Source organism: Nostoc sp. ChiQUE01b (assembly GCF_034531255.1).
In the GTDB taxonomy this organism is placed as follows: Bacteria; Cyanobacteriota; Cyanobacteriia; order Cyanobacteriales; family Nostocaceae; genus Nostoc.
Genome location: NZ_JAVRBM010000138.1, coordinates 1 through 13,013, shown reverse-complemented (window position 1 = coordinate 13,013; position 13,013 = coordinate 1). Strand labels below are relative to the sequence as shown.

Below are 13,013 nucleotides of genomic sequence, written 5' to 3'. Positions count from 1 at the left end.
GGTGCCCCTTGTCGAAAATATTATCTTCTTTCTTAACTAACCTGCGGAATATGGGTTCAAACTGCAAACAAGGCGATTTTGAAACCACATTAACTGCAAATAAGGTTCTGCTCAAAACCACATTATTTGCAAATGAAACCACATTATCTGCAAACAAACCACATTATTTGCAAATGAAACCACATTATCTGCAAATAAGTCGTAATTCTTGCGGTGACTGAGTTTAGGGATTTATTGTCGTAAAACTGTCCAAAAAATACGAACCTTTACACCGGACATATATGTACGCTTTTCGTGGTTTAATTTGAACTAATACCGTTCGATTAAATCTATAAAGCGGTTTTTACCGACAGCCAGTTTGACCATGGCCATTTATGCTTATCTGAGGGTCTCCAGCGACAAACAAGACGTACACAACCAACGTCATGGCATTTTAGAATATGCCAACATCCACGCTTTAAGTCCCATCCAGTTTATAGAGGACACAGTTTCTGGACGGGAGAAATGGTTAGAGCGGGGTGTAGGACAACTACTGAATCAAACAGCCCAAGAATCCGATGTAGTCATTTTTTCAGAAGTTAGTCGGATGGCACGCTCCACCCTACAAGTATTAGAAATGCTGGAGTGTTGCGTGCGTCGAGGAATCAACGTCCATATCGCCAAACAAGGTATGGTACTGGATGACTCAATGCAAAGTCGAATTACAGCAACGGTTTTAGGCTTGGCAGCAGAAATCGAACGGGAATTGATTGTACTCAGAACAACCGAAGCACTAGCCAAACGGAAAGCTGAGGGAAAAACATTGGGACGACCCAAAGGACGACAATCTGCACATTTGAAACTGGACACAAGGGAAGCAGAAATTCGCAGTTATTTAGCCAAAGGAATCAGCAAACGCTCAATTGCCAAACTAGTCGATTGTTCACCTTCCACCCTCTACGATTGGTTGTCACGCAAACATCTCCACCCACGCCACGATAAATTGGTGGAGAAATCATAGGATGCCAAAGAAACAAATACCAATTGATGCAATCGTAGACCTTCGTCGCCGCTTAGAACAACTACCACCGCGCAGTCCATCTCGTCGGGTATTAGTTCAAGAAATAGCACAACTGTATGGCATCTCTGAAGATACTGTGTATCGGACACTACGATCCGGCAATGTTGTCCGCTCAGTGCGTCGCGTTGATTGTGATGTACCGCGTGTAATTCCAAAAGCAACTCTTGAGCGATACTGCGAAATCATTGCTGCCATTAAAATACGTACCTCTAACCGTAAAGGTCGCCATTTATCTACTGTGCAAGCAATCCGTTTATTGGAAGAAGATGGCATCAACACTCCGGACGGTCATCTTCGCGTTCCAGTAGGTTTGCTCAAACCAACCACCGTCAATCGTTATCTCAACAAATGGGGTTACGACCGCGATACCCTGCTGCGACAACCACCTGCTGTTCGTTTCCAGGCAGAATATAGCAATCAATGTTGGCATTTTGACCTCAGTCCATCAGACCTCAAGCACGTTAAAGCACCAGCCTTCCTAGAACCAGGACAGGGGCATCCTTTGTTAATGCTTTATAGTGTCGTAGATGACCGTAGTGGTGCTGCGTACCAAGAATACCACGGTGTTTACGGTGAGGATGTGGAAGCAGCACTGCGGTTTATGTTTGCCGCCATGTCACCCAAGTCGGAGACAGACTTTCCCTTTCAAGGCATTCCCCAAATGCTGTACATGGACAATGGCCCCATTGCTAAAAGCTTAGTATTTCAAAAAGTTATGGGTTATTTGGGGATTGAAGTACGTACCCATTTACCTAATGGCAAGGATGGACGACGGGTGACGGCTCGTTCTAAGGGGAAGGTAGAAAGACCGTTTCGCACTGTTAAAGAAATGCACGAAACTCTCTACCACCTACATGAACCGGAGACCGAAGCCGAGGCGAATGCTTGGTTGATGAAGTTTTTGCTCCATTACAATAGCCGACCCCATCGCAGCGAACCTCATTCCCGGATGGAGGACTGGGTGAGCAATTTACCTACTAGTGGCATCCGTCAAATGTGTACCTGGGAGCGTTTTTGTACATTTTCACGCGCACCCGAACGCCGTAAGGTAGGCATCGATGCTCGCGTTACGGTTGAGGCGGTGGCTTATGAGGTTGAGCCAGATTTGGCTGGAGAAACTGTCGTTCTATGGTGGGGCTTGTTCGATAACGAACTGTACGTAGAACATGGTGAACGTCGCTATGGGCCGTTTCTGCCTGTGGATGGCCCAATCCCCTTACATCGCTACCGTAGTTTTAAGAAAACACGTACACAGAAACGGGCAGAGCGAATTGAATCTTTAGCTAAAGAGTTGTCTTTACCGAATTCTGTGATTGGTAAAGGCAATAAGCCAGATTTCGGGAGTAATACAACCCCACTAAAGGTGCAGCCTTTTGTTGATCCTAACCCATTTCAAGAACTGACATTCAGCACGGTGATTGCAGCCAAATTAGCGATCGCTGATTATTTGGCACGCCCATTAGCCAAACTCACCTCAGAACAGATGGCTTATATTGATGCGGTTCTGGTGACTACTCTCAATAAGCAGGAGGTAATGAAGCAAATTCGAGATTTCTTTAACCCCATTACAGGTACGAGCCATGTTGAGTGATGTCATGACTTATTTTGGTCTTAAACGTACCTTAGATCATGTGGGCTATTTTGAGACCCAAGAGCAGACAAATCTATTCAAAGAACTCAAACCCCAAATTAGGCAAGGTCGCTTGATTGCGATAACAGGTGTTGTTGGTTGTGGTAAAACAACGACTTTACAACGACTGCAATTGGAATTGTCCTCTGAAAAAGACATAATTATTTCTCGTTGCCTTGCAATTGACAAAGATAAGGTCAATGTCGGGGTTTTGATGAGTGCTTTGTTTTTAGATTTAAGCACAGAAAAAGATGCTAAACCACCGACTCACCCAGAACTCAGAGAACGAAAATTGTTAGCTTTGATTCAAAAATGCCGTAAGCCTATAGTGCTGTTTGTCGATGAAGCTCATGACATTCATCACAGTACGTTAGTCAAAATTAAGCGTTTAATCGAATTGGTACGTCAGAGCGGTTGCACTTTATCTGTAGTGCTACTGGGACATCCCAAGTTGAAAAACGATCTGCGCCGACCATCTTTGGAAGAGATTGGTGCTAGAACCAATATTTTTAGTTTAGAAGGTATTAGAGGACATCAGGTTGAGTATATAAAATGGCTATTGAGCGAGTGTATTTACGATGATTATCTGCCTGAAGATTTAATTACCAATGAGGCAATTGCATTTTTAGCGGAACGATTGACGACTCCATTGCAAATTGAACATTATTTGCAGAGGGCTTTTGAAGACGCTTATCAAGCAGCAACAAAGCCTGTCACCCGTGATATGGCTGAAGCTGTCTTGAACGTAGGACTTAACGATTTAGAACCCCGCTTAATACGGCATGGTTACAATGCTAAAGTGTTAGCTGAGTTATTAAATATACGAGTAAGTGAAGTAAATTCTTTTATACACGCTCAGTTGCCTCCTGGTCGAACCCAAGATTTGAGAGACCAGATGTTAAAAATGGGAATTCCTTTGTATGCGTCAGAGGGAAATTAAATCAAACGAGAAATACCCCATATAGAATTTTTTGGTTCATTTATGTTCAGTTTATATCTAAATAAATGAACATATATGTCCGGTGTAAAGGTTCGTATTTTTTGGACAGTTTTACGACAATAAATCCCTAAACTCAGTCACCGCAAGAATTACGACTTATTTGCAGATAATGTGGTTTCATTTGCAAATAATGTGGTTTGTTTGCAGATAATGTGGTTTCATTTGCAAATAATGTGGTTTTGAGCAGAACCTTATTTGCAGTTAATGTGGTTTCAAAATCGCCTTGTTTGCAGTTTGAAGCGTTTATGTTTGCAGTTCGCTACAGTTATGTACCTCAATTACCTCTTTTGCTGATAGAGACACGTCCACCTGACAGTGGCGTGTTTAATCGAACTGACTATTACCGGACTGCGCTCAAGCTTTTGGACGAGCCATTCTACGAGCGTCGTAGCATTGTGGACATCGATACGTCGGAGGCATGGGAGAAAAAAGGGCGTGGACGTAGTAGCAAAACTTCGCAGTTTAATGATTCTCCAGAACTGCGCCACGCATTAGAAGAAGCGATAACCAAACGTGGTGTACGTGCGGTTATCCTTGATGAAGCGCAACATTTAATGAAGATTGGGACTGGAAGTAATGCTGGCAAGCTGTTAGACCAGTTGGATTGGATTAAATCCATGACGAATGTTACGGGTGTTTTACACATCCTGATTGGTACTTACGAACTGTTAAATTTCCGCAATTTAAGTGGTCAAGCATCCCGGCGCGGTCTGGATATCCACTTTCCGCGCTATTTGTACCAAAATGAACAAGACCGTTTGGATTTCCAGGCAGCGTTATTGGCACTCCTCAAGCAAGTACCTCTTAATACTAATATTCCTGAATTAATGCAGCATTGGCTTTACTTCTATGAACATTCTATTGGCTGCCTTGGAGTACTAAAAGACTGGCTCATCAGAACTGTGGCGGCGGCATTAGATGATGGAAATCAAGCTTTAACTTTAAAACAATTACACGAACATACCCTAACGCTAGCGCAGTGTGAACGCATGGCCATAGAAGCAACTGAGGGCGAAGAAAAACTTAGTTATATGGAGAGCCGCCGCGAACACTTATGGCATTTGCTACAAATAGGGATGGGTTCAACCGATGTCCCGACTAGTGCAGTCCCCTCTGAAACTCCGCTCATTGGTAGCGTTGGGACTTCATCGAAAACAGAGTCACCACCTAAAACAAAGCGGACTCGGAAAAAGCCAGACGTACCTGCACCACAAGAATTCACGACCACAACAGCAAATGAGATCCCCGTAGAGTCAGCCCCAAAAAAGAAGCAGACTCGCAAGAAAACTACATCTACTCAAACACTTGAAATTACTGAAACGCCACTTAGTAATTCCAGTGCTGACCTTCAGACGATAACCCAGGACACGCAACAGCAAACAGATAAGAGCCGCGAGAAAAAGTCAGGCACACGGGTTGGACAACGCAAACCCAAGCGAGACACTGTTGGGCATGAATCACAGTCAACGACATAAGAATGATAATCATGCGGGAGGGGAAGAAGCTGCCGTCGGCAGCTTCTTCCCCTTATCTTTAATGAGACAGGGGTGAGCCTTGCTCACCCCTGTCTCCCCAACTATACGATTATCATTCTTACAACTCACAACTAAAGTATGAAGTATATCTTGTCCTAACTGCTTCTGAAGCATTTCGTGACCGTTTGGCAAAAATATCGTTCAAATCACATTTTCCATCACAATGTGAGCGACATTGCACCTATGTCGCATTTAAGTTTTTTTGCTAGAGGCAAGTTTTATCTACTTTTTCTCACCCTGCCAGAATCGCAATTCATCTCGGAAATACCTGTCAGTCTTTTTCGATTGCTCCTTCCAGTGATCCCATGCCACCACTACTTCCTCGCCCAAATCCTCTACAACTTCACCCCTCTCGACATACAAAGTACGGTAGGGGTCGGCATGGGCAACAATAGAGCCGATGCCAATGGTGTCTGGTTGAGAGGATGCGTTTTGGAGTGTGGTAATTAAATCTGTTTCCTGGGTGGTAAGTTCTGCCCGATAGTCCTGTTTAATAACTTCGTACTCTTGGGCAACATTCAAAAACTCATGCCAAGTACATCCAGGTTTAGCTAACACTGCCTTAATCTCACTAACCGCCTGGGGTAGCATTTCCAGTTGTTCGGCTCGATATGCGATCGCGGATTGTGTCGGTTCACTTCCCATAATTATCGCCGCAGCTTCCAAGGCTTGGGTGTTGTTCATAGCACTGGCGAGATTCTTCAAAGCCATGCCCATCAACCGTAAGCATTCTTGGGCATTCTCTTTGGGGGGTTCTTGGGCTAGCGATCGCAAGTCAATAGTTTTCTCCAAGGCAAGCTTGACTTGCTTGTTCAACGCTTTAGTCGCCTGTTGGGTCATGGTATTTTCCCACTGTTGGGAGGGACGCTGTTGTACAGCACGTTCTAGTTCCTGAATGCGCTGCTGGAGTTGTTGGTTTTCAATCTCCAGTTTTCGTAATCCCTCCATTTCATCCAAACGCTGCTGTAACTGAATATTCTGCTCTTTCTGCTGCTTGTACAGGTTTTGAAGAGATTGAATTTGCTCTTGTACCTGGGCTTCGGCTTTGGTAGCTGCTTCTGTTTGCAAGCCAATCCTCAGTTCTTGCTCTAAGCGCTCTAACTCTTGCTGATGTTGCTCTTTAATTTGAGCGATCGCTGAGGTATATTCTGGTGGATAGTTCCGCTCTCTAGGGAATGGAACACTGGCGGCATCTAGATCCGCATTGTTGATAAGTAGCCTCTTGCCATCAGCAAAGGTAACAATCTGTTGCCAGCGATTTGGTGCGTCTGCTTTAATTACTCCCGAATCTCCATATCTGGGATGTGATTGTTATGAAACGGTCACAATCAGCCAATCAATTCATTAAAGCGAGAAATTGTCTTCAAATGTTCAAATACAGCCTGAATAGGGAAAAAAGCGAGTATTTTGTGAAAATGCTTAATTTTGCTTAAGCGAACTCTATCGTAAATCTACTGAGACTGCTATAGTCAGTCTAGAATCCTGTCTTATATATTTGTAGCTTTATATAGGCACTATCTAGATTAACCATGATGCAGATTAGTATCACAGACGATCTAAAGAAACGCTTTCATGCAGCTTGTGCTTTGCGTGGGCTGAAGATGAGTCATGTTGTAGTGGAGATGATTGAGCTATGGCTGAAAACTAATGAGGTGCAATTGTCTTCTCAAATGCAAGAGAAAGAGACTGTCGTGAATTGAAGTTTGCTATTAATAACACCATTGATATGAGAATAGTTACAGTAAATTCATGAATTTTTAGAGGGTGAACGGCTCACTTAGGAGAAATTGAGTGAAAAATTCTATTTTTATCTCGTATCGGGTTAGTGACACGGGTGATGTAACTGGGCGCATTTATGACTACCTGGTGCTTTACTTTGAGAAGGATCATGTTTTTAAGGATGTCCAAAAGATCCAGATGGGATTGGACTATCGGAAGGAGATTAATAATGCTCTGAGTAGTTGCCGGGCAATGCTGGTGGTGATTGGACTTAACTGGTTAACGGTAACAGATGATGCAGGCAATCGACGGTTGGAGCAATCCGAGGACTGGGTACGATTTGAAATCGAAACTGCCTTGAGCAAAAACATTCCGGTGATTCCTCTGCTGGTGAAGGGAGCGAACCTACCGACTGAAAGTGAATTACCAAGAAGCATTAAGGAATTGGCGTACCGTAATGCAACTAAAATTAGGCTGAATGATCCTGACTTTGGCAAGGATATGGGCTGGCTTGTTGAAGGCATCAAGAAAGTAATAGGTGTAATTGAGACATCAACTGTAAATACCAGCAAACACCAAGTAGACTTAGAAGATTTAACGCCTGATCAACTCAAAGATTTGAGATACGCTTTAATTGCTGCTTTCCCCGAACGTTCGCAATTTAAACGCATGGTTAAAGATGAACTACCCGATTCTCTAAAATCAGTCAATCTAGATAATGATGATTATCATATTGCTGTAGCAAACCTAGTGGATTTAGCATATTCTCAAGGCAATATACAAATGCTTTTAGAAGGCGCACTAACAGTAAACCCTGGTAATCCGAAATTGAAAAAATTGGCTACCTTGTGGCTCAAGATGTAGAAACGCAAAATACAATTCAATTTATTAATAGAGAGCGTGAGGAATGTTTGAAGATTTAACGCCTGATCAACTCAAAGATTTGAGATACGCTTTAATTGCTGCTTTCCCCGAACGTTCGCAATTTAAACGCATGGTTAAAGATGAACTACCCGATTCTCTAAAATCAGTCAATCTAGATAATGATGATTATCATATTGCTGTAGCAAACCTAGTGGATTTAGCATATTCTCAAGGCAATATACAAATGCTTTTAGAAGGCGCACTAACAGTAAACCCTGGTAATCCGAAATTAAAGGATTTGGTGGAATCATGGCGTAGAGATGAATCTGTTAAACAACTAGATAAATCTGTTCAAGAACTGAAAGAGCTGATAAGTAAAGACTATAAAAATTTGGAATCAGATATAAACAATGTATATTTCCAACTTTACAGCCTCTTGTTCCCTCGATCTATAAAGTCAGAAAAACCGGATTGCTTGGATACTCTCATTAAATATTTGCTTGTCCAACAAGTTGATTCTGAATATCTTACAATACATTATTTTGTTGAATATTTGTTATTTCAAAAGCTAGGGGTACTGGAAAAACTTTCAGAAGGATTAATAATAAAGTTAGAAAATTGGCAAGACAGATGTGTTGAAGAGCGATCAAAGCTTCAGGAAAAAATTCAGCAAAAATTAAAACAAAAGGAAGAGAAAGCTTATTTAGAACAACAATGGGATAACTTAATAGAAATAATACATGATTGTGATTGGAAGATTATAGAGAATTGTTGTTATGTTATCTTGCAACAGTTTGGCGATGATCCTAAAAGTAATTATATTAGTTTGTCAAAAGGAATGAACTTTGATTATTTAAAAGAGATTTTTTTAGAAATACAATATGAGCCTAATTACCAATTTAATATAAAATTAATGCTACAATTTGCTAATTATCTTTTTCAGAATACACAAATAAAGATAAATTTAGATTTAGAAAATTGGATTAATGACACACGTAGAAATCTGAATATAGACGAAAATATTTGGAATGAATGGAAAGAGCTTAAATATAAAGATTGCAATCAAAATAATAGAATTTATCAGGAAAAATATCCTTATTTACTTATTACGTGCGAACCTTGTAATTCTTCTGAAAATTTGAATATATTTAAATTACAATCAGAATTAATTTTTCAAAAAGATGACCATGACTCATTAACGAAATATCCTTATATTTTTAACGAGATTGATGCTGAATATAATGATATCTGTACAAGTATTCATATTTTAATCAATGAAGTAAAGAAAATACTGAAATATAACTGCAATAACTGTCATGAGTTAACAATTGAGTTATTTTTACCTAATCAATATTTAATCAAATTTGCTCCAGAAGTTGAAAAAATTCCCCAACTTTCCAATGAAAAAGAACCACCCTGGTTTGGCTATGAATACAATTTAGTTATTCGTTCTTATGATCGCTTTCAAGATTATAGTTTATATGATAAATTTTCAAAAAAATGGGATGAATTGCATCAATTAACAGAAATTGATCAAAAAATAGTTTGGCTTAATAAAGAAAAGCTAAACAATGGGTGTAACTGGAAAAAGATTAGAGTTACAGCACAAAAAGTAATTAGTATTAATATGAATGTTCCTTTGCTTAATTCAGAATATAATTGTCATATTAATGAGTTCTTGATTACTGTTTTACGTTGTGGTTTTCCTTTTAGTTTTTGGTTGAGAAATGGGTCATTAGAAGATTTAAAACTAAACAACGATAATACAATAAATCAGTTTGAAAACATTTTAAAAATTGATGATTTTAAAAATTCTAGCAAGTTATTTAAATTAGTTAGAGATATTCGACGAGACGCTTATATAGAGGATGAAACGAAACAGAAAGAATATTTAGGATATCATCTTGGTTTTTTGTTTGATAATCCCCATCGCTTACCTTCTAAATTTGATTCAAACAAAGGTAGTGATATCTTAATTTTTGGCTTGTAACTAATACTTAATCAATATACGCAAAAAGGACAACTATGGCAGAATGGTATTTATTTCATGGTAAAGGTGAATGTAAACAAGAATTAACAGAGGAGGAAATTGCAGAATTGCGAAAAAAAATTAAAAAGATTAAATCTCCTCCTTGGCGACAATTTGGTAAAGAGGAAGATTTTGTCACTAATAATGAAAAACTATCATCAGAAACCCAAACCCCTGAGAATGTAGATGAAATACGCTTTGATAAACTAATTAAATTAGCGAAAAAGAAAGAAAGAGAAATAAAAAAAGGGCAAAACTTTAGACTTTCTGATTCTAAAGAAGCAATTGATGTGAGAGATGCTGTCAATGCAGCCATCTATTTAAGACGACCTTTATTAGTAACAGGAAATCCTGGTTCAGGAAAAACATCTTTAGCTTATGCGATTGCCTATGAATTAAACTTAGGTCCGGTACTATCTTGGTCAATTACAGCCAGATCAACCCTCCAAGAAGGATTATATCGCTATGATGCGATCGCTCGCCTCCAAGATGCCAATAATAAAGAAAGTGAAGAACAAACTATTGGACAATATATTAAATTAGGATCATTAGGAACAGCTTTTTTACCCTCCTATCTACCCAGGGTATTATTAATTGATGAAATTGATAAAAGTGATATTAACCTACCGAATGACTTATTAAATTTACTTGAAGAGGGACAATTTGAAATTACCGAATTAGTTAGACGCTCTAAAGATGCAAATAAAGAAAACATATTTGGTGTACAAACTCAAGACGAAAATATTGATGTATGTATTAAAAACGGACGAGTAAAATGCTATGCTTTTCCTATCATTGTCATGACGAGTAATGGCGAAAGAGACTTCCCTCAAGCGTTTAAACGGCGATGTTTACGAGTGAAAATGCCAGATCCTAACCCACCTGAATTAGAAATAATCGTTAAAGCCCATTTTGGCGAAGAATTATTTAATCAAAAAACTGAAGAAATTAATCAATTAATTAATCACTTTGTTCCCCTACCAGGAGAAGCAATGGATAAAGCCACAGATCAGTTATTAAATGCAATTTACGTTATTACCCATGAAGATAGTCCTCAAGATCAAGATAAAAAACAAGCAATTCGAGATTTATTAATGAAACCACTTACTGAAAGTGATTGATCATAATAACTCAGAACTCAGAAGGTCAGGAGTAAAACAATAAGTAAGAATAAAGGATATTTTCTCTTTTGTTCCCTCCTATATCAAATATTATGTATTCTGAATCTTGATATTAAAAATATAATATCAAATTAAAAGAGTATCAAAATTAAGCAATGGCTGAACCAATATTAGAGAACAACAGACTCAAACAACTAATTTCCAGTTTAAATGTCCATTGTGACCTGACGGGACAAGATATTGCAGATGTTTTTTGGTTAGCTTTAAAACAACAAGAATATTCAGCCAAAACACCAAGAAAAGCACCTAATACTGGTATTGATACTGGTATTGATACTGGTATTGATACTGGTATTGATATTGGTATTGATACTGGTATTGATAAAAGTCTTCCAATAAAAGAACTAAGATTAGATGATGATCAGCGAAATAAAGCAAGTATTAACCAACGTCAACTTCGAGAAGCAGACGACTCAGTAGTTGGAATTTCCCCCCCACCCCATACAAATAATCTTGATGATAGGATTAAAGGAAAAACCTTACCCATTAGACATACCAATCCCCGTTCATTAAGAGAACCATTAGAATTTGTTAAAGCATTACGTCCTTTAATGCGTCAGGTAGATTCAGGAAGACAAACAATACTCGATGAAATAGAAACAGTCAAACTTATAGCTGAACAAAGTACAGTTGAACAAAGGATCTGTATTCCTGTCCTCAAAAGTGAACCTGAGCCTTGGCTAGATTTAGCGTTAGTTATAGATGATAACTCATCAATGATAATTTGGCGCAAGCTGATTGAAGAGTTAAAAGGACTATTAGAACATTATGGAATTTTTCGAGAAGTTCGTACATGGGTATTAACTACCGATAATGGCAAGATTATTATTAAGGCTAAAGTTGGTAGACAACAAGTTAAAAATTTTCAAGAATTAAGCGATCCTACCGGACGCTGTTTAATATTAATTGTTAGTGATTGTGTTGCACCAATGTGGTTTGATGGAACTATTCTTTCTACTTTACAACATTGGACAAAACATCAACCCCTAGCAATTTTACAAATGTTACCTAACACCCTCTGGTTAAGAAGTGGATTAAGAGTAGGTGCTGCGGTTAGGTTAGCTAATTCAAATCAAGTTTTAATATCAGGAGTTGCTAATAGTAATTTACGCATTCATGAACTTCTTATCTGGAAGCATTTTGATTTAGAAAACAGATCCAAAATTCCTATTTTAACAGTAGAACCAGAAGTTGCTAGTAATTGGGCGGAGTTCTTAGCCGGAAACCATAATAAAATCAACAGTGGTTTTATTTTTCCTCACAAGTCAGATTTCACTCCACCACCTCATTTACCTCAAACTCAAATTAGTAACTTAAATGCAGAAGAGAGAATTGAACGGTTCAGGCGCATTTCATCCCCTTTAGGACGCAAATTAGCAGGGTTATTAATGGCTGCGCCTGTAATTACTTTACCTGTAATTCGCTTAGTACAAGAAACTTTTTTACGTGAATCTGGACCTGTTCATACGGCTGAAGCCTTGTTAGGAGGAATACTTAAACCTTTAACTGAGATTACCACAGATATCAATCCTGATGGAGTAATATTTGATGAAGCAGCAGCAGGAATTAGGACTATTTTATTAGCAGATGCACCACTTAGGGATTCTCGGTTTATTTTTGATACCATATCAAATTATATAGAAGAGCAAATAGGCAAGTCTTTGAAAGAATGTGTTGCTTTATTAAAACAACCATCATTAGAGGAAGATGGAGAGCAAGAAAATTTAGAAAAAGTTTATGCTGTAATCTCTTTAAAAGTTTTAAAGAGGCTTGGTGGAGATTATGCCAAGTTTGCCAATGACTTAAAAAGACAATATTTCCCTGAATCAGTTAATAAATTTACTCAAGAAGAAATATTAGAAATTATTAGAGAAGCTACTATAGATAAAGCTAAAAAATTAAGTCTTTCCAACCAGAATATAACAATATTAGCAGCAGAGATTGGACAACTCACTAACTTGCAAACACTCGACCTTAACAATAATCAACTGAGCA

General features: G+C 38.8%; 10 protein-coding genes and 1 pseudogene. 10 read left to right on the top strand and 1 reads right to left on the bottom strand.

Annotated elements, in window-relative coordinates:
• From RMY63_RS39765 to RMY63_RS39745, 5 genes are all read left to right on the top strand, one after another.
• On the top strand, positions 1–221 hold a 221-nt coding region (locus tag RMY63_RS39765), incomplete at its 5' end, for a hypothetical protein (protein ID WP_322733934.1).
• Positions 222–364: 143 nt separating this feature from the next.
• Positions 365–1,000 (top strand): recombinase family protein, encoded by a 636-nt coding sequence (locus RMY63_RS39760; protein ID WP_322733933.1) that lies wholly within the window; start codon positions 365–367, stop codon positions 998–1,000.
• A 16-nt stretch (positions 1,001–1,016) separates the two neighbouring features.
• Positions 1,017–2,651 (top strand): IS481 family transposase, encoded by a 1,635-nt coding sequence (locus RMY63_RS39755; protein ID WP_322733935.1) that lies wholly within the window; start codon positions 1,017–1,019, stop codon positions 2,649–2,651.
• Positions 2,641–3,630 carry an ExeA family protein gene (locus RMY63_RS39750; RefSeq protein ID WP_322733932.1) on the top strand — a complete coding sequence of 330 codons (990 nt, stop codon included), beginning with the start codon at positions 2,641–2,643 and terminating at the stop codon, positions 3,628–3,630. Before RMY63_RS39755 ends, RMY63_RS39750 begins: the two co-directional genes overlap by 11 nt.
• Before the next feature lie 305 nt (positions 3,631–3,935).
• A complete protein-coding gene (locus tag RMY63_RS39745) occupies positions 3,936–5,165 on the top strand; it encodes an ATP-binding protein (protein WP_322733931.1) in 1,230 nt (409 codons plus the stop codon).
• Positions 5,166–5,447: 282 nt separating this feature from the next.
• Here the strand turns inward: RMY63_RS39745 and RMY63_RS39740 are convergent.
• Positions 5,448–6,533, bottom strand: a pseudogene (locus tag RMY63_RS39740) (hypothetical protein); the annotation flags it as partial.
• Positions 6,534–6,754: 221 nt separating this feature from the next.
• Here RMY63_RS39740 and RMY63_RS39735 point away from each other — a divergent pair.
• The 5 genes from RMY63_RS39735 to RMY63_RS39715 all read left to right on the top strand — a co-directional run.
• Positions 6,755–6,925, top strand: a complete 171-nt coding sequence (locus RMY63_RS39735) for a plasmid partition protein ParG (protein ID WP_322733930.1) — start codon at positions 6,755–6,757, stop codon at positions 6,923–6,925.
• A gap of 91 nt (positions 6,926–7,016) precedes the next feature.
• Positions 7,017–7,808 carry an effector-associated domain EAD1-containing protein gene (locus RMY63_RS39730; RefSeq protein WP_322733929.1) on the top strand — a complete coding sequence of 264 codons (792 nt, stop codon included), beginning with the start codon at positions 7,017–7,019 and terminating at the stop codon, positions 7,806–7,808.
• Between the two features lie 43 nt (positions 7,809–7,851).
• On the top strand, positions 7,852–9,798 hold the full coding sequence (locus tag RMY63_RS39725) for an effector-associated domain EAD1-containing protein (protein ID WP_322733928.1): 1,947 nt from the start codon (positions 7,852–7,854) through the stop codon (positions 9,796–9,798).
• A gap of 35 nt (positions 9,799–9,833) precedes the next feature.
• Positions 9,834–10,958: a MoxR family ATPase gene (locus RMY63_RS39720; protein WP_322733927.1), complete on the top strand. Its 1,125-nt coding sequence runs from the start codon at positions 9,834–9,836 to the stop codon at positions 10,956–10,958.
• 155 nt (positions 10,959–11,113) lie between these two features.
• Positions 11,114–13,013, top strand: a 1,900-nt coding sequence (locus RMY63_RS39715) for an SAV_2336 N-terminal domain-related protein (RefSeq protein WP_322733926.1), incomplete at its 3' end; no start/stop codon positions are given.